The organism is Microbacterium sp. Z6_144, from assembly GCF_057197625.1.
The window spans coordinates 153,696-171,239 of record NZ_JBXVPT010000002.1; the positions used below are offsets into that span (position 1 = coordinate 153,696).

The 17,544-nt window shown below is 70.4% G+C and carries 20 protein-coding genes; 17 read left to right on the forward strand and 3 right to left on the reverse strand.

The features are described 5' to 3' along the window. Window positions 1-6 precede the first annotated feature (6 nt). The 13 genes from hpt (at window position 7) to lysS (ending at window position 11,707) form a co-directional block, all read left to right on the forward strand. Window positions 7-558 carry a hypoxanthine phosphoribosyltransferase gene (gene hpt / locus AC2DGY_RS12880; protein WP_484510149.1) on the forward strand — a complete coding sequence of 184 codons (552 nt, stop codon included), beginning with the start codon at window positions 7-9 and terminating at the stop codon, window positions 556-558. Window positions 559-740: 182 nt separating this feature from the next. Further along, on the forward strand, window positions 741-1,490 hold the full coding sequence (locus AC2DGY_RS12885; protein WP_484510150.1) for an SDR family NAD(P)-dependent oxidoreductase: 750 nt from the start codon (window positions 741-743) through the stop codon (window positions 1,488-1,490). Between the two features lie 138 nt (window positions 1,491-1,628). Then, window positions 1,629-3,632, forward strand: coding sequence for an ATP-dependent zinc metalloprotease FtsH (gene ftsH, locus AC2DGY_RS12890; protein WP_484510613.1), 2,004 nt, complete (start codon window positions 1,629-1,631; stop codon window positions 3,630-3,632). Between the two features lie 2 nt (window positions 3,633-3,634). Then, window positions 3,635-4,225: a GTP cyclohydrolase I gene (gene folE / locus AC2DGY_RS12895; RefSeq protein ID WP_484510151.1), complete on the forward strand. Its 591-nt coding sequence runs from the start codon at window positions 3,635-3,637 to the stop codon at window positions 4,223-4,225. Continuing rightward, window positions 4,222-5,022 (forward strand): dihydropteroate synthase, encoded by an 801-nt coding sequence (folP, locus tag AC2DGY_RS12900; protein WP_484510152.1) that lies wholly within the window; start codon window positions 4,222-4,224, stop codon window positions 5,020-5,022. The genes folE and folP overlap by 4 nt, the downstream gene beginning before the upstream one ends. Next, window positions 5,019-5,432 (forward strand): dihydroneopterin aldolase, encoded by a 414-nt coding sequence (gene folB / locus AC2DGY_RS12905; protein WP_484510153.1) that lies wholly within the window; start codon window positions 5,019-5,021, stop codon window positions 5,430-5,432. Before folP ends, folB begins: the two co-directional genes overlap by 4 nt. Next, complete coding sequence (folK, locus tag AC2DGY_RS12910; protein WP_484510154.1) at window positions 5,429-5,920, forward strand: 2-amino-4-hydroxy-6-hydroxymethyldihydropteridine diphosphokinase; 492 nt, start codon at window positions 5,429-5,431, stop codon at window positions 5,918-5,920. Before folB ends, folK begins: the two co-directional genes overlap by 4 nt. Further along, window positions 5,917-6,408 carry a DUF3180 domain-containing protein gene (locus AC2DGY_RS12915; protein ID WP_484510155.1) on the forward strand — a complete coding sequence of 164 codons (492 nt, stop codon included), beginning with the start codon at window positions 5,917-5,919 and terminating at the stop codon, window positions 6,406-6,408. The genes folK and AC2DGY_RS12915 overlap by 4 nt, the downstream gene beginning before the upstream one ends. After that, window positions 6,356-6,952 carry a PH domain-containing protein gene (locus tag AC2DGY_RS12920; RefSeq protein WP_484510156.1) on the forward strand — a complete coding sequence of 199 codons (597 nt, stop codon included), beginning with the start codon at window positions 6,356-6,358 and terminating at the stop codon, window positions 6,950-6,952. Before AC2DGY_RS12915 ends, AC2DGY_RS12920 begins: the two co-directional genes overlap by 53 nt. Beyond that, window positions 6,949-8,514 carry a PH domain-containing protein gene (locus AC2DGY_RS12925; protein ID WP_484510157.1) on the forward strand — a complete coding sequence of 522 codons (1,566 nt, stop codon included), beginning with the start codon at window positions 6,949-6,951 and terminating at the stop codon, window positions 8,512-8,514. Before AC2DGY_RS12920 ends, AC2DGY_RS12925 begins: the two co-directional genes overlap by 4 nt. Continuing rightward, on the forward strand, window positions 8,511-9,236 hold the full coding sequence (locus AC2DGY_RS12930) for a Rossmann-like and DUF2520 domain-containing protein (RefSeq protein ID WP_484510158.1): 726 nt from the start codon (window positions 8,511-8,513) through the stop codon (window positions 9,234-9,236). Before AC2DGY_RS12925 ends, AC2DGY_RS12930 begins: the two co-directional genes overlap by 4 nt. Continuing rightward, window positions 9,233-10,090 carry a pantoate--beta-alanine ligase gene (panC, locus tag AC2DGY_RS12935; protein WP_484510159.1) on the forward strand — a complete coding sequence of 286 codons (858 nt, stop codon included), beginning with the start codon at window positions 9,233-9,235 and terminating at the stop codon, window positions 10,088-10,090. Before AC2DGY_RS12930 ends, panC begins: the two co-directional genes overlap by 4 nt. A 75-nt stretch (window positions 10,091-10,165) precedes the next feature. Beyond that, entirely contained in the window at window positions 10,166-11,707 is a 1,542-nt protein-coding gene (lysS, locus tag AC2DGY_RS12940) for a lysine--tRNA ligase (protein WP_484510160.1), read from the forward strand. A 6-nt stretch (window positions 11,708-11,713) separates the two neighbouring features. On the opposite strand, the gene AC2DGY_RS12945 is transcribed toward lysS, so the two are convergent. Then, window positions 11,714-12,889: a DUF4192 family protein gene (locus tag AC2DGY_RS12945; RefSeq protein WP_484510161.1), complete on the reverse strand. Its 1,176-nt coding sequence runs from the start codon at window positions 12,887-12,889 to the stop codon at window positions 11,714-11,716. Between the two features lie 143 nt (window positions 12,890-13,032). Between AC2DGY_RS12945 and AC2DGY_RS12950 the strand changes: the two genes are divergently transcribed. The 4 genes from AC2DGY_RS12950 (at window position 13,033) to AC2DGY_RS12965 (ending at window position 16,562) form a co-directional block, all read left to right on the forward strand. Next, window positions 13,033-13,221, forward strand: a complete 189-nt coding sequence (locus AC2DGY_RS12950; protein ID WP_484510162.1) for a hypothetical protein — start codon at window positions 13,033-13,035, stop codon at window positions 13,219-13,221. A 65-nt stretch (window positions 13,222-13,286) separates the two neighbouring features. Continuing rightward, entirely contained in the window at window positions 13,287-14,753 is a 1,467-nt protein-coding gene (cls, locus tag AC2DGY_RS12955) for a cardiolipin synthase (protein WP_484510163.1), read from the forward strand. Window positions 14,754-14,872: 119 nt separating this feature from the next. Continuing rightward, window positions 14,873-15,595 (forward strand): hypothetical protein, encoded by a 723-nt coding sequence (locus AC2DGY_RS12960; protein WP_484510164.1) that lies wholly within the window; start codon window positions 14,873-14,875, stop codon window positions 15,593-15,595. Between the two features lie 169 nt (window positions 15,596-15,764). Then, window positions 15,765-16,562, forward strand: coding sequence for an alpha/beta fold hydrolase (locus AC2DGY_RS12965; RefSeq protein WP_484510165.1), 798 nt, complete (start codon window positions 15,765-15,767; stop codon window positions 16,560-16,562). Between the two features lie 5 nt (window positions 16,563-16,567). Here AC2DGY_RS12965 and AC2DGY_RS12970 read toward each other — a convergent pair whose 3' ends face one another. Continuing rightward, window positions 16,568-16,801, reverse strand: coding sequence for a helix-turn-helix domain-containing protein (locus tag AC2DGY_RS12970; protein WP_484510166.1), 234 nt, complete (start codon window positions 16,799-16,801; stop codon window positions 16,568-16,570). Next, window positions 16,798-17,406, reverse strand: coding sequence for a hypothetical protein (locus AC2DGY_RS12975; protein ID WP_484510167.1), 609 nt, complete (start codon window positions 17,404-17,406; stop codon window positions 16,798-16,800). The genes AC2DGY_RS12970 and AC2DGY_RS12975 overlap by 4 nt, the downstream gene beginning before the upstream one ends. Window positions 17,407-17,544 lie beyond the last annotated feature (138 nt).

Sequence of the window (17,544 nt, forward strand, 5' to 3'; positions counted from 1 at the left end):
GAGAACATGCGCGCCGCCGACATTCCGGATGACATCACCGACATCCTGCTCACCGAGGAGCAGATCCAGGAGAAGCTCAGCGAGCTCGCCGGGCAGGTGGCGGTCGACTACGAGGGCAAGAACCTCCTCCTCGTCGGCGTGCTCAAGGGGGCGGTCATGGTGATGGCCGATTTCGCCCGACAGCTTCCGGGGCATATCGAGATGGACTGGATGGCCGTGTCCTCCTACGGCACCGGCACCCGCTCGAGCGGTGTCGTGCAGATCCGCAAAGACCTCGACACCGACCTCCACGGCCGGCACGTCCTCATCGTCGAAGACATCATCGACTCCGGGCTGACGCTGAGCTGGCTCCTCGAGAACTTCGCCTCGCGCGGCGCCGAGTCGGTCGAGGTGCTCGCGCTCCTCCGCAAGCCCGACGCCATGAAGGTGCACGTCGATTGCCGGTACGTCGGCTTCGACATCCCGAACGAGTTCGTCATCGGCTACGGCCTGGACTACGCCGAGCGCTACCGCAACCTGCGGGATGTCGCGGTGCTCGCGCCGCACGTCTACAGCTGAACCTGCCCGCCCGAGTGGCCGCACGGTCGAGCACGCGGAGAGTCGATCGACCGTCATCTTCGGACGAAAGATCACGAACTGCGGACGGAAAGTGATTCCGGTTTCGCCCCGCAGGCAGCAGACTGGCTCGACGGGGCCGCCTGAGCGACCCGGGACCCTGAGCGACCCGTGGGAGGAACACCGTGGAGAGCAGTCCTGTCGCCCTGGTCACCGGCGCGAATACCGGGATCGGCCTGCAGGTCGCGAAGGAGCTCGCCGAGCGCGGGTTCGTCGTCCTCGTCGGCTCTCGTGACCTGGGTCGAGGGCAGGCCGCGGTCGAGGAGATCACGGGCCGCGCCTATGCCGTCCGACTCGACGTGACCGACGCCGAGTCGATCGCCGCGGCCGCGGAGTGGGTGCGCTCGGAGTTCGGGCGGCTCGACGTGCTGGTCAACAACGCCGGGGCCTCGTTCCTCGGCGATCCCCGCATGCCCCTGGAAGACCGGGCGAAGGCCGGGCTGCTGACCGAGGTGCCCATCGACGTGGTGCGGCAGTTCTTCGAGACGAACGTCATCGGCCCGATCGCGGTGACGCAGGCGATGCTGCCGCTGCTGCGGGAAGCCCCCGCGGCGCGGATCGTCAGTGTCGGAAGCTCGGGGAGCTCGCTCACCCTCAACTCCCACCCGGACAATCCCGAGCGGCCGTTGTTCGGCATCTACCCGACGACGAAGTCGGCGCTGCACGCGGCGACGCTCGGATTCGCTATCGCGCTGGAGTCGACCGCGATCAAGGTGAACGTCGCCGATCCGGGCTTCACCGCAACGGCGCTGAACAACTTCCAAGGCACGAAGACGGTGGAAGAAGGCGCCCGCCACGTGGTCGAGATGGCCCTTCTCGGTCCCGACGGGCCGACGGGCACGTTCTCCAGCGAGGACGGACCCGTCCCCTGGTGACCCGCAGCGCTCGCGCCATCCGGTCGCGGTACGCCGTGGGCGAATGCACAGTCCCGGCATAGGGAGCCCGCGATACCCTGAATCCACCGCCTCATCGGCGGGTCCTCAGATGGAAGGGTCATGGGCGCCGCCCGAACCATGGACTTCAAGAAGCTCACGCGCAACCCGATCCTGTATGTGGTCCTGATCGGGATCTTCCTGATCGTCGGGTTCTCCCTCATCACCAACCTCAACGGTGCTCGACAGATCACCACGCAGCAGGGGCTCGAGCTCCTCCGCGGCGACACCGTCAGCGAGGTGACGAACACCGACGGCGACCAGCGCGTGGACATGGTGCTGTCGGAGGCCTTCGAGGGCGCCACCGACGTGCAGTTCTACTACGTCACCGCCCGTGCCGACGAGGTGGTCCGCGCGATCGACGCGGCCGAACCCTCCGACGGGTTCAACGACCTGGTCCCGCGACCGAGCTGGTTCGACGGGTTCCTGTCGCTCATGCTCCCGCTGATCCTGCTGGGTCTGCTGTTCTGGTTCCTGCTCTCCAGCGCCCAGGGCGGCGGAAGCCGCGTCATGCAGTTCGGCAAGTCACGGGCCAAGCTCGTCACCAAGGAGAGCCCGACCGTCACGTTCCAGGACGTCGCCGGCGCGGATGAGGCGATCGAGGAACTGCAGGAGATCAAGGACTTCCTGAAGGACCCCGTGCGGTTCCAGAACGTCGGCGCCCGCATCCCGAAGGGCGTCCTCCTGTACGGCCCTCCCGGAACGGGTAAGACCCTCCTCGCGCGCGCCGTCGCCGGCGAGGCGGGCGTGCCCTTCTACTCCATCTCCGGGTCGGACTTCGTCGAGATGTTCGTGGGTGTCGGCGCCAGCCGCGTGCGCGACCTGTTCACCCAGGCCAAGGAGAACTCCCCGGCGATCATCTTCATCGACGAGATCGACGCCGTCGGGCGTCACCGCGGTGCCGGGATGGGCGGCGGCCACGACGAGCGCGAGCAGACGCTGAACCAGATGCTCGTCGAGATGGACGGCTTCGACCCCAAGGTCAACGTCATCGTCATCGCCGCGACGAACCGTCCCGACATCCTCGACCCCGCTCTCCTGCGGCCCGGCCGCTTCGACCGGCAGATCGGCGTGGATGCTCCGGACCTGCAGGGTCGCAAGAAGATCCTCGAAGTACACGGCCGTGGCAAGCCGCTGGCCGACAGCGTCGACCTCGAGGTCGTGGCCCGCAAGACGCCGGGGTTCACCGGCGCCGACCTGGCCAACGTGTTGAACGAGGCCGCTCTGCTGACGGCGCGCTCGAATGCGCAGCTGATCGACAACCGCGCACTCGATGAGGCCATCGACCGCGTCATCGCCGGACCCCAGCGCCGCACGCGCGTCATGCGGGACAAGGAGAAGCTCATCACCGCGTACCACGAGGGCGGCCACGCCCTCACCGCCGCGGCGATGAACCACACCGACCCGGTGACCAAGGTCACCATCCTGCCCCGCGGCAAGGCCCTGGGCTACACGATGGTGCTGCCGCTGGATGACAAGTACTCCGTCACCCGCAATGAGCTTCAGGATCAGCTGGCCTACGCGATGGGCGGCCGCGTCGCGGAGGAGGTCGTCTTCCACGACCCCACCACCGGCGCCTCCAACGACATCGAGAAGGCCACGGGCATCGCTCGCAAGATGGTCACCGAATACGGGATGACCACGGACGTCGGGCCGGTCAAGCTCGGTTCCTCCTCGGGCGAGGTGTTCATGGGCCGCGACATGGGTCACGGCCGCGACTTCAGCGAGCGCATCGCCGAACAGATCGACGGGCAGGTGCGTGCGCTCATCGAACAGGCGCACAACGAGGCGTACGAAGTGATCAACGCCAACCGCGAGATCCTCGATCGGCTCGCCCTGGAGCTCCTGGAGAAGGAGACGCTCGACCACATCGAGCTCGCCGAGATCTTCGCCGACATCAAGCGACTGCCGCCGCGTCCGCAGTGGCTGTCCAGCAGCGAACGGCCCGTGTCGGCTCTTCCGCCGGTGGACGTGCCGCGTCGCGGCGAGCCCGCCGGGGTCGCCGCCTCCGTCGAGGCGGAGCCGAAGGCCGAGAAGGCCCCGCGCCGCCGTCCGAGCGGACAGGCGCGGCCGGCCACGGCGTAGGCGTGGCCGTCGATCGCGACCGCGTCGCCGAACTCGTTCACGACCTGCTGGAGGCGATTGGGGAGGATCCCGATCGCCCCGGCCTACGTCAGACACCGCAGCGCGTCGCCGACGCCTACGCCGAGTTCTTCTCCGGGGTGGGGGAGGATGCGGCGAGCCCGCTCGCGCACACCATCTCGGTGACCCGGGGGCCGGCGCCCGATACCCTGCCCTCCGGTGCCGTGCTGCTGCGCGATGTCGCGTTCCGTTCCATCTGCGAGCACCACCTCCTGCCCTTCCGGGGCCGTGCGCACCTGGCCTACCTGCCGGGGGAGCAGGTGGTGGGCCTCGGGGCGCTCCCCAAGGTGGTGGACATCCTGTCTTCGCGACCCCAGGTGCAGGAGCGCCTCGGCGAGCAGATCGCCGACGTCATCGCGTCGTCGCTCGACGCACGCGGCGTGCTCGTGGTTCTCGACGCCGTGCATGAGTGCGTGACGATGCGTGGCGCACGGCAGACCGAGTCGTCCACGGTCACGATCGCCGCCCGCGGCGAGCTGGCCGAGCCCGCGGCCCGGGCCGAGCTCATGACGCTGATCGGAAGCCCCCGCGCATGACGCTCGTGATGGGGATCGTCAACGTCACCCCCGACTCGTTCAGCGACGGCGGCCGGTTCGCCGACCCCGACCAGGCCATCGCGCACGGCCTCGAGCTGCGTGCGCAGGGCGCCTCGATCATCGACGTGGGCGGGGAATCCACGCGGCCCGGCGCCGGGCGCACCCCCGTACGCACCGAGCAGGAGCGCGCGCTGCCGGTGATCGCGGCGCTCGCGGATGCCGGCGTCACCGTGAGCATCGACACGATGAACGCCTCCACGGCCCTGGCGGCGGTCGACGCCGGCGCGCGGATCGTGAACGACGTCTCCGGGGGCCTGGCCGACGCGGAGCTTCTTCCGGCGGTCGCCTCGACCGGAGCGGATGTGGTGCTCGGGCACTGGCGGGGCCATTCCGACGACATGTACGCCGATGCGACCTACCGCGACATCGCCCGCGAAGTCGCCGACGAGTTGCTCGCCCGGATGGCGGCCGCCGCGGCGGCGGGCATCCCGCCGTCCCGGATGATCCTCGACCCCGGTGTCGGGTTCGGCAAGCGCGGCGCGCAGAACTGGGACGTCCTGCGTGCCCTGCCGCAGCTGACGGGCCTCGGACCGCGCGTCCTGGTCGGCACCAGCCGGAAGGGGTTCCTCGCGGAGGCGCTCGGTGGGGACGCGTCCCTGCCGCGTCGTGACCTCGCCACGGCCGTGACGAGCGTCCTCGCCGCGCGGGCGGGGGCCTGGGCCGTGCGCGTCCATGACGTGGCGGCCACCCGCGACGCCCTGCGCGTCGCGGAGTACTGGGAAGGCAGCGGAGCATGAGCACGCACGACGTCGTCGACGAGATCACCCTCACCGGCCTCCGGGCATTCGGGCATCACGGGGTGTACCCCGACGAACGGCGCGACGGTCAGGAATTCGTCGTCGACCTGACCCTGGCCATCGCCACAGCCGCCGCGGCGGCATCCGATGACATCGCCGACACGGTGCATTACGGCGAACTGGCGGAGCGGGTCGTCGCCGTCGTCGCGGGGGAGCCGGTCAACCTGCTCGAACGCCTGGCGCAGCGCATCGCCGACGTCGTCCTGGCCGATGACCGCGTGCAGGTGGTGACCGTCACCGTCCACAAGCCCGCGGCGCCGATCGCCGTACCCTTCGCCGACGTCTCGGTCACCCTCCGTCGCTCACGCCCGCGCACGCGGCCGGCCGGATTCTCCACGGAGCGGGCATGAGCGCACAGGACGGGACGGTGGCGGTGGTGGCACTCGGCTCCAACCTCGGCGACCGCGCCGAGACCCTCGGAGCGGCGCTGTCGGCACTGGCCGCGCTGCCGCTGACGCCCGAGGTCCGGGCATCGGGAGCGATGGAGACCGTCGCGATGACCGCGTCGGGCGAAGACGAGGATGCGCCGCGATACCTCAACGCCATCGCCCTCGTGCGCACGCGCCTGGCACCGTCGGTGCTGCTGGGCGCCCTGCATGAGATCGAGTCGGCGCACGGGCGCGTGCGCCGCGAACGGTGGGGCGACCGCACCCTCGATCTCGACCTCATCGCGTACGGCGACATCATCTCGACCGATCCTCGCCTCACGCTCCCGCATCCGCGCGCCGCCGAGCGCGACTTCGTGCTCACTCCCTGGCTCGACATCGACCGCGACGCACAACTTCCCGGGGTCGGCTCCGTCCGCGAACTCCATGACCGGCTGCGGGGCCAGTCGTGAAGCGCACGAGCGCCGGGGGCCTGATCCTCGCCGCCGTCATCGGGGCGGGTGCGGGCTTCCTCCTCGACAACATCCTCAGCGCCACCGGCCGACCCACGTTCACGCCATCGGTGAGCCTCCCCATCCTGCTGCTGCTCCTCGGCGCCACGGTGATCGTGCTGGCGATCCCCGTCTTCCGGGCCACCCGGGGGCGCATTCCCGGTCCGGTCAATCCGTTCCGCGCGCTGCGCATCGCGATCCTCGCCAAGGCCTCCAGCATCGTCGGCGCCGTCGTCGGCGGTCTCGGGGTCGGGCTCATCGTCTTCCTCCTCACCCGACCGGTCGTGCCGTCGCTAGGCTCGATGGGGACGGTCATCGCGACGGCGGTCTGCGGGGCGCTCCTCGTGGCCGGCGGCCTCGTCGCCGAACAGCTCTGCACCATCCGGAAGGACGACGATGACGATCAGCCCGGGAACACCTCCCCCGGACTCGAACCCTCCGGCCGCTGAGCTCACCGAGGACGACGTGCTGGACAGCGGGACCTTCCCGCAGATCCGCGAGCCGCGCGCGCCCGGCCGGCTTCCCTTGGGCGACGGCGTGTGGCATCAGCTCGCCCGCGCCTACGTCTGGGTGCAGCTCATCTCCACGGGCGTCTTCGTCCTGCTCGTGCTCGTCGCTGCGCTGGTGCTCCAGCTGTGGCTCTCGCAGACATGGGTGTGGATCCCCGCCGGAGTGCTCACCGTCATCGCGGTGGCGTCGCTGGTGATCACCCCGCGCCAGGCGCGCTCGTACGGCTACCAGCTCCGCCGCGACGACCTGGTGTTCCGCCGCGGCATCCTGTGGCAGCGGATGGTCGCCGTCCCGTACGGGCGGATGCAGCTCATCGACATCACCCACGGACCGCTCGACCGCGGCTTCGGCATCGCGCAGCTCAAGCTCGTCACCGCCGCGGCCACCACCGGCGTCACGATCCCCGGACTCCCGCAGGATGCGGCCGAGCAGCTGCGCGACACGCTCGTCGAGGTCGCCGAAACCCGCCGGACGGGCTTGTGAGCGACGCCCCCGTCACCGCCCCGCCCGTCGCGGAGGTGCGCTCGCCGCTGAGCGACGGCGAGTGGCATCGCATGCATCCCCTCAGCCCGCTCCTGCGCGGCGGGCTGTTCCTCCTCGTGATCGTCGGCATCATCGTGGCGAACCTGCGGGAGCGACTGGTCGAGATCTTCGTGCCCGGCTTCCCCCGCGGCGACGACGCGCCCGCCGACCCGGTCGACTACCTGCTCCGCAACAACCTCCTCCTGCTGGCGGGCGGGGTGCTGCTGGCCGTCCTAGTGGTCCTGGTCGTCGTGTTCTGGATCTCGTGGCGCTTCCACACCTTCCGCATCACCGGGGAGGACGTCGATGTGCAAAGCGGCGTGCTCTTCCGCACCCATCGCCGCGCCCCGCTCGACCGCGTCCAGGGTGTCAACCTCACCCGCCCCCTCGTCGCGCGGCTGTTCGGCCTGGCCAAGCTCGAGGTGATCGGCGCGGGGCAGGATTCGAACGTCAAGCTGGAGTACCTGTCCATCCCGAACGCCGAGACGATCCGCACCGACATCCTTCGCCTGGCCTCGGGCCGCCGTCTGGCTGCAGCTGCGGGCACTCCGGGTGCCGAGCGGCCGCGGGGGTCGCGCATCCAGCAGGCCGCCACGGTCGTCGGTGCCGGGATCACCGGACTCATCGAGGGCGAGGATGCGGATGGGACCGAGGTCGAATCGGTCGTGCACATCCCGCCCGGCCGGCTCGCCGCATCCCGTGTGCTGAGCGGGTCGACGCTGGCACTGCTGGGGTTCCTCGTCGTCGTGATCGTCGGCGCCGTCGCGGGAGTCCCGTGGCTGCTGTTCGTCTTCGTCCCGGCCGTGATCGGCTTCGCCGCGTACTGGGCGAGGTCGTTCGTCCGGGCGCTGCGGTACTCCATCGCCCCCACCCCCAGCGGCGTCCGCGTCACATTCGGGGTGTTCACGACCGTGAGCGAGATCCTGCCGCCCGGCCGCGTGCATGCGCTCGAGGTGCGCCAGCCTCTCCTGTGGCGGCCGTTCGGCTGGTGGTCGATCACGGTCACCCGCATCTCGGGGCGTGCGATGGCGGAGGCCGCAGCCGATCAGTTCACCACGGTGCTGCCGGTGGGCACGCGGGCCGACGTCGAGCGGGTCTTCCGGCTGCTCCTGCCGGCGCTCCCCGAGGAGCAACTCGCCCACGTGTTCGAGCAGGGCATCCTCGGGCCGGCGGAGGAGGACCCCTACGTGACCACGCCCCACCGCGCGCGGCTGCTGCGCCCGCTGTCGTGGCGGCGCAACGGCTACCTCCTCACCCCCGACGCGCTGTTCCTGCGTCGCGGCTTCGTGTGGCGGGCGCTCGGGGTCTTCCCGCTTGCCCGCATGCAGAGCATCGGGATCACGCAGGGTCCCGTCGACCGAGCACTGAGCCTGGCGAACCTGACCGCGCACGTGGTTCCCGGAACCGTCACTGCGACTGTCGGCATCCTCGACCGCGACGATGCGCTGCGGGCGTTCGCCGGGGCCGCCGAGGGCATCGTCGCCGCCGCGGCCGGCGACCGCAGCCACCGGTGGGCGCAGTGAGCCCGGCCCGCGACGGACGGCTCGGCGTCGGGATTCTCGGTGCCGGACGCGTCGGCCCGGTCGTGGGCGCGGCGCTCCGCAACGCCGGCCACGCCGTGGTCGGCATCACCGGGGGCTCCGACCCCGACCGCGTGGATGCGCTGCTGCCGGGCGTCCCCACGCTCGACGCCGACGAGGTGGTCCGTCGCGCCGAGCTGGTGGTGATCGCCGTTCCCCACCTCGAGCTCCCGACGCTCGTGGCGGGGCTCGCCGAACTCGGCGCGTGGCAGATCGGCCAGCTCGTCCTGCACGTCGACCCCGGGTACGGCGTGGAGGTGCTGGGGCCGGCTCTCCGCGGAGGCGCCATCCCGCTCGCCATCCACCCGGCGATCTCGTTCACCGGGACATCCATGGACCTCCGCCAGCTCACCGAGAGCTATGCCGCTGTCACCGCTCCGGCCCCGGTGCTGCCGATCGCCCAGGCGCTCGCGGTGGAGCTCGGCTGTGAACCCGTCGTGATCGCGGAAGCCGACCGGCCCGCATACGCCGAGGCCATCGCCACCGCGACGCACTTCTCCCGCTCGATCGTCCGGCAGGCATCGGGGCTCCTCGCGGGCGTCGGGATCGACAACCCCGGCGGGTACCTGTCCGCGCTGGTGCGATCGACGGTGGACCAGGCGCTCGCCGAGGGGGCGCCCGCCGGCCCGGACACCCTGCCGCCGGAGGCTACGATCGACGGATGATCAGCACCGTCGACGGGTTGCGCACCCGACTGGCCGAGGCCAGAGCCGCATCCCGCACCGAGGAGCCGGCGCCCACGGTCGCTCTCCTTTCCACCCTCGGCGCCCTGCACGACGGGCACATCGATCTGGTCCACCTGGCGCGCGAGCGCGCCGATGTCGTCGTGGTGTCCACGTTCGTGAACCCGCTGCGCTTCCGCACGTCCGACGACGCCGCGGCGTACCCGCGGAGCCCGGCGGAAGACCTCGCGCTGCTCGAGTCGTTGGGGGTCGACATCGTCTTCGCCCCCGATGCGGCGGAGCTGCTGCCGGCGGGCCTTGCCACGACGCGGATCAGCGCGGGCGACCTGGGGCTGCGCTACGAGGGACGCTCCCGGCCGTACTACTTCGACGGGCTCCTCACGGTGGAGGCGCTGCTGTTCCACCTCGTGCGGCCCGACATCGCCCTGTACGGGGAGCGCGACCTGCAGCGGGTCTTCCTCGTGCAGCGCATGATCCGCGACCTGAAGTTCGGCATCGAGGTCGCCACGGTGCCGACCGTGCGCGCCGATGACGGCCTGCCGGTCTCCAGCCGGGTGGGGCTCCTGGACGACAACGACCGTCGCGCGGCCGCGCGACTGACCGAGGCGCTGGATGCGGCGGCATCCAACGCCGATCGGGGCGTGGATGCCTGCATCGCCGCGGCCCAGTCGACGCTCATGGGCGAGTCGCGTATCCGGCTCGACTACCTGAGCATCGTCGACCCCGCCACGTTCCTGCCGGTGGACGAAGGGCATGCCGGCCGGGCGACGGTGCTGATCGCCGCGACCGTGGGCGGCCACCGCTTCGTCGACAACACCGACATCTACGTTCCCTGACCGCGCTGTCTGCAGGGCGAAGGCCGGGAAACCGGCCCACCTAGACTGGATGCGAATCCCGAGGAGCCCCCGCCGATGACCGACGTGCCCGCATCCGCCGCCGACACCCCGAACGATGACGCTCAGCAGAACGAGCTGGACGACGCCTTCGAACAGAAGGCCGTGCGCCTGGCCAAGCGCGAGCGCCTGCTGCACGAACGCGCGGATGCTGCCGGAGGGCCCTACCCGGTCGTCGTGCCGGTGACCGACACGATCCCCGCCGTCCGGGCGCGCTTCGACGCGCTCGAAGCGGGCGAGGAGACGGGTGTCACCGTCGGCGTCGCGGGGCGGGTGGTGTTCAGTCGCAACACCGGAAAGCTGTGCTTCGCGTCCCTCCAGGCCGGCGACGGCAGCCGCATCCAGGCCATGGTGTCGCTCGCCGTCGTCGGCGAGGAGTCCCTGCAGGCGTGGAAGGAACTGGTCGACCTCGGCGACCACGTGTTCGTATCCGGGCAGGTGATCTCCAGCCGTCGCGGCGAGCTGTCGATCATGGTCGACGAATGGCAGATCGCGTCCAAGGCGGTGCTGCCGCTGCCGAACATGTACACCGAGCTCAGCGAAGAGAGCCGCGTCCGCAGCCGCTACCTCGACCTGATCGTGCGCGACCGCGCCCGCGAGACCGTCGTGGCGCGGGCCAAGGTCAACGCGAGCCTGCGCGCCACCTTCGCCGAGCGTGGCTTCCTCGAGGTCGAGACGCCGATGCTGCAGGTGCAGCACGGCGGGGCCAGCGCCCGTCCCTTCATCACCCACTCCAACGCCTTCGACACCGACCTGTACCTGCGCATCGCCCCCGAGCTGTTCCTCAAGCGCGCCGTGGTCGGCGGCATCGACCGGGTCTTCGAGATCAACCGCAACTTCCGCAACGAAGGCGCCGACTCCACCCACAGCCCGGAGTTCGCGATGCTGGAGGCCTACCAGGCCTACACCGACTACTCCGGCATCGCCGATCTGACGCAGGCGCTCGTGCAGAACGCCGCCGTGGCCGTCACCGGCTCCACCACCGTCACGTGGGCGGACGGCACGGTCTACGACCTCGGCGGCGAGTGGGACCGCCTCTCGATGTACGGGTCTCTTTCGGATGCGGCCGGGCGGGAGATCACGCCGGAGACCCCCGTCGAGGAGCTTCGCGCGCTCGCCGCTGACGCCGGTGTCGATGAGCCGCCGCACCCCACCCACGGCAAGTGGGTCGAGGAGCTGTGGGAGCACTTCGTCAAGGGCGGCCTCACCCGCCCCACCTTCGTCATGGACTTCCCCGTGGACACCAGCCCGCTCGTGCGGGAGCACCGCTCGATGCCGGGGGTCGTGGAGAAGTGGGACCTGTACGTGCGCGGGTTCGAACTGGCGACCGGATACTCCGAGCTCATCGACCCGGTCATCCAGCGCGAGCGCTTCACCGAGCAGGCGCTGCTGGCCGCGCGCGGCGACGACGAGGCCATGCGCATCGACGAGGAGTTCCTGCGCGCGCTCGAGCACGGGATGCCCCCGACCGGCGGCATGGGCATGGGGATCGACCGCCTGCTCATGGCGATCACCGGGCTCGGCATCCGCGAGACGATCCTCTTCCCGCTCGTGAAGTGATCCCGCTCACGACTCGATGCCTCGCGAGTCGATGAGCCGCGTGACCGGGTCGCGCGGCACCGAACGCCGGTAGACCCATTCGGGTAGGTGCCCGTTCGCGGCGAAGGTCAGCACGATGCCGGCCATGACGTGGTCGGGATCGATTTCGCGGGCCAGTTCGGCGTAGCGTCCGGCGTGCGTGGAGCGTCCCAGTGCCCAGGCCAGCCACGCGGCGGCGGCGAGGATCCCCGGCCGCGCGTCGCGGGGCGCCGCGGCCGCGAGCCTGCGCGTGAGAGACAGCGCCGCCTGCAACCGGTCGGGGTCAGGGGAGGGCGCGTCGCCCCAGATCGGCGCCGCCAGATGTTCGGGGTACGTCTCGCCCTCGGTGAAACGCAGTTGCGCCTCAAAGGCTTCGTCGCCGGCATCCAGGTCTCGCGTCCACTGGACCAGGGCCACGTCGCGGAGGCCGGGACGCATGAGGCACCACACGAGCGCGGCGGCCTCATACGGGTCGAGCTCCCCCGGGTCGCGCGCGAGGGCCTCTTCGAACAGCAGCGGTACGTCGTCCATGCGGCACACGGTGACCAGGGCCGGCGGCGGGATCCGCGGATCGGCCCGCCGCTCATCCGCCCCGAACAGCGCCTCCATCGCCGCCTCGATCTCGGCGAACGCGCTCCCGACCCGCTCCTTCTCGGCGAGGTCGACCGCCGGGAGGTCGGCGCCGCTCGCCTGGTCGTGCGCGGGCATCGGCTCGTTCCCGAACCCCTCATGGTCGTACGGGATCTCCGCCAGCGGACGTCCGCCGCCGGGGCATCCTGGGTCCAGGTACGACCCCCATCCGTCCGCGGCCACGCACAGCGCTTCGCTCACGCGCAATCCGCACCGGTCCGCGGAGGACAGGAGCGCCCCTGCCACGGCATCGTGCGGCAGCCCCTCGGCGCCGGCGAGCGTCGCGTCGGTGTAGGCGACCACGGCTACGGCGTCGGCATGGCTGACCTTGCAGACCATCCCCATGATGGTCGAACTCATCCGCTCCAGCTCGACCGGATCGGAGCGGGCGGGCAGGTCCAGGCGCAGTGCACCGAGGGTGCGGTTGCCGTCGAAAGGGATGAGCACGAGGCTCCGGGTGGGCCGATACCCGAGCAGGCGCGGCACGAGGGCCAGGAAGTCGGCGGCGCTGGCCGCCCGGAAGATGGTCGTCATGCCCACCACGATGGGGCGCGGCCCCGCTCGAGGAAGGCGAGCGGGAGTGATCGGTGGATGCATGCTCCGTCGACGCGCCTGGGGAGGAAGGGTGCGGCCGCTCTCCGGGCGAGTGGACAGCCGAGTCGGCGTATCCTGGGGGTGTGGATAGCTACTGGACCGCCGTGGTGTGGGCGCTGCTGCCGACCGTCGTGGTGACCGTGCTGTTCTTCTTCATCCTCCGGAGCATCCTGCGCATGGATCGCACCGAACGGAAGGCGTACGCGCGCGTCGAGGCCGCGGAGCGTGCCAAGCGCGGACTTCCCCCGGCTCCCGCACCCTCAGAGCGCTGACGGCGCCTCGCAGGTCGCGTCTCCGGGATTCGGTACGCTGGGAGGGTTTCCGGCGGGGGGTTTCGGTGGTCGAAGTCACCTTCGATGCCACGTGGTGGGTGGTCGTGGCTCTCATCGTGGACGTCACGATCCGCATCACCGCGATCATCGTCGTCCCCCGTAACCGGCGCCCCACCGCGGCGATGGCGTGGCTGCTGGCCATCTACTTCATCCCCTACGTCGGGGTGCTGCTGTTCCTGCTGATCGGCAACCCGCGCCTTCCGCGCAAGCTCCGACGCAAGCAGTCGGCCCTGAACGACTACATCCGGGAGACGAGCGCTTCGCTCGACTTCGGAACGCTCCGGCCCAACGCCCCGCACTGGTTCCGGGACCTCGTCCAGCTCAACCGCAACCTGGGTGCGATGCCGATCGCCGGTGATAACGGCGCCACCGTCATCTCCGACTACCAGACGAGCCTGGATGCGATGGCCGACACCATCCGGCAGGCCGAACGCTACGTGCACGTCCAGTTCTACATCTTCCAATCCGATGCGGCGACCGACAACTTCTTCCGCGCGCTCGAAGAGGTCGCGGCGCGGGGAGTGGTGGTGCGCGTGCTGCTTGACCACTGGGCTAACCGGGGAAAGCCGAACTACCGCCGTACACTGCGTCGACTCACGGCCATGGGCGCGCACTGGCACCTCCTGCTGCCGGTGCAGCCGCTGCGCGGCCGCTACCAGCGACCCGACCTCCGCAACCACCGCAAGCTCCTCGTCGTTGACGGACGGGTGGCGTACATGGGGTCGCAGAACGTCACCGACTCGAGCTACAACCTGCACAAGAACATCCGGCGCGGACTGCACTGGGTCGACCTCATGGTGCGCGTGGAGGGCCCCGTGGTGGCCAGCATCAACGCCGTGTTCCTCTCCGACTGGTACGGCGAGACCGACGAGATCCTCTCCGACGAGATCGACCTGTTCCGCGTGTCTCCCGGGCCGGGAGACCTCGACTGTCAGATCGTGCCGTCCGGGCCCGGATTCGATTTCGAGAACAACCTCAAGCTCTTCCTCGGGATGCTCTACGCCGCCAAGGAGCGGATCGTCATCGTCAGCCCGTACTTCGTGCCCGACGAGGCGCTGCTCCTGGCAGTCACCACCGCGTGCCAGCGCGGGGTGGTCGTCGAGTTGTTCGTCTCGGAAGAGGGCGATCAGGCCCTCGTGTACCACGCCCAGCGCAGCTACTACGAGGCGCTGCTGCGAGCGGGGGTGAAGGTGTGGATGTACCGCCGGCCCTACATCCTGCACGCCAAGGGCATCATGATCGACCGCGAGATCGCCGTCATCGGCTCGAGCAACATGGACATGCGCTCCTTCGGTCTGAACCTGGAGATCTCGCTCCTGGTGCGCGGGGAAGAGTTCGTGCGCGACCTCGAGTCGGTCGCCGACACCTACCGCAGCCTCAGCCGCGAACTCAGCATCGAGGAGTGGATGAACCAGCCGTTGCGTTCGACGCTGCTCGATAACCTCGCCCGCCTCACGTCCGCCCTGCAGTAGCGTTCCCGCCCGGATCGTGATCCGGGTGTTACCGGATCCGGCGGGTTCGCACAGCCGCGTTCGGAAGGATGGGAAGGTGCTTCCGCTCGCGAGGCACACGCTGCATCCGGAGGTCGTTCATGTCCCGTCGCATCCACTCGGTCCTCGCCGTTCTCGGGGGTTCGGTGCTGATCGCCGGCGTGCTCGCGGGCTGCGCCTCATCCGGAGAGGTCGAAGCAACGCCCACGGCAACGGCCGGGACGGGAACCGCCGAGACGGCACAGGTCGCCGCGGCGTGGCTGGACGGCGGGGCGATGGTCGGAGTTCTCCTCGAGGGGACCTCGACCTGTCGTCCGTTCGCCGACGATGTGACGTACGAGGACGGGGTTCTCCGGGTCTCGGTCATGGAGCCGGACGGGGCGTGCACCTACGACCTCGTGCCGCAGGGGCTGGCCGTGCCGCTTCCGGCCGGTGTCGACTCCGCCCAGGACCTGCGCGTCGAGGTCGAGGCGGCCGGCTACCGCGGCGAGACCGAGCTGGCCGGAGTCCCGGGCCTCACCCCCGGGACGGGCCTGGACGGCGGCCAGCCGAGCGCAGGATGGGCGGGGTCCGACGTCTTCGCGCTGCTCACGTGGGGATCGTCGAGCTGCCGACCGCAGGTGGAGAGCGCCGCGGTCGCGGCGCCGGGCGAGATCTCGGTGACCTTCGTCAGCCCGCCGGCCGATCAGATCTGCACCGCCGACATGGCGCCGCGCGTGACCGCGGTGGAGGTGCCCGGCGTCCCCGCCGGCGCCGCATACGAGGCCGTGCTCTCGGGCAACACGTACGACGGCGCCCGCGTGGCCATCGTCGGCCACCCCTGACCCGGATCGCCATCGGCGGGCCGGCTCCTCGTCGCCCCCGTGCACAACGGCGGATGCGGGCCGCGACACGCCGCCTCGCGGGCCGTCCTCACGGCGAGTCGTCGAGCATCTCCGCAGTTGTGCCGTCGGATCGGTCGCTGACGGCCGCTGATACGCCACGATGAGAGGCATGGATGCTGCCATCGCCGCGCTCACCGAAATTCCCCGGCCCCAGATCGTCATGGCCGAGGACGGGGTGCGCCTGGCGACCTACTCCTGGGGCGACCCCGATGCGCCCACCGTCCTCGCCGTGCACGGGTTCGGGTCGAGCACGCGCGACAACTGGGTGAACACCGGGTGGGTGCGCGAGCTCCTCCGGCGCGGCCTGCGCGTCCTCGCCGTCGACCAGCGCGGACATGGCGCGAGTGACAAACCGCACGATGCAGCCAGCTACGCGATGCCGGTGCTCGTGCGCGACCTCACGGGCGTGCTCGACACCTACCTTCTCGATGACATCCGGTACCTGGGGTACTCCCTCGGCGGGCGGGTCGGCTGGCAGCTCGCGGTCGATGCGCCCGGGCATGTGGAGCGTGCCGTGCTCGGCGGCATCCCCGACGGGCGGCCGCTCGCTCGCCTCAAGGTCGATCAGGCACGCGCGTTCGCCGACACCGGCGAACCCGTCACCGACGCGGTGACGCAGCGCTATGTCGGCCTGGCCCAGCGTGTGCCGGGCAACGACCTGCGTGCGCTCATCGCCGTGGCCGAGGGGATGCGCATCGGCGACAACGATCCCGACCCCGCATCCCCGCCGCATCAGCCGGTGCTGTTCGCGACGGGCAGCGACGACGCCATCCTCGAGGAGTCGCGGCGCCTGGCCGGCCTCACCCCCCGCGGGGGATTCTTCGAGATCCCGGGGCGCCACCACACCAACGCCCCGGGTGCTCGCGCGTTCCGGCTCGCCGGCGCGGACTTCCTCGCCGCCGACTGACGCGGTCAGTCGCGGGCGAGAACCAGCAGGTCGCCGATCTCGCAGTCCAGCGCGCGGCAGATCGCCGCCAGCGTCGAATAACGGATGGCGCGGGCCCGGTCGTTCTTGAGCACCGACAGGTTCACGATGGAGACGCCGACCAACTCCGACAGCCGGGTCAGCGTCATCCCGCGGTCGGCCAACAGCTCGTCCAGTCGGCAGTGGATGCCGCTGGGCCCGTCGTCCTCGGCGGGGCTCACACCAGACCCTCCGAGTCGCGCTGCAGGCGGATGCCGCGACGGAACGCGAGCGACAGCAGCCCGAGCACCGTCGCAGCGATCCAGACGGCGAAGAACGGCCCCATCAGAGCCCACGAATCCGGATCGAAGTCGGCGAGGCCCGCGGCCGCGAGAACCCCGTTGCGTCCGAGCATGTCGAAGAAGTACACCGCGAGCGCGCCGGCGAACATGGTCCATCCCGCCGCGTCGAGCAAGCGCGGGTTCGTCGCGTCGAAGAAGCGACCGCGCAGGAACCGCAGCGCGAGCACGGCGAACAGGGCGATCACGGTGAGGGCGGCCGCTGCGCTCACCACGATCGACAGAGCCAGCGACGTGACGGAGACCGCGTTGGTGCCTTCGGCGATCACGTTCGCCCACGTGACGTCCACGACGGTGGACGGGAGCCCGTCCCGGGGGGTGAGCTCCGCCCGAGCGTGGTCGAACGGTACGGGCACGGAGGTGCCCTCGGGGGTGAACGTCTCCAGCCACCGGATCACGGAGGCGACTGAGACAACGACCCCCAGGATGCCGCTGACGCCGAGCGTCGAGAGGATGTCGTTGCGTTCCTTCTTGGTGGTCTGCTCCATCACACCAGTTCCCCCGTGCGTCATTGGTACTCCTTAACGATATTCGTTGTTATCGAATATCGTTACATCACCAATGAGCGCCGTCAATACCTTGCCCGCGGAAGCGCGGAAGCCGCTCCGGCGCAAGGGGGAGTGGCT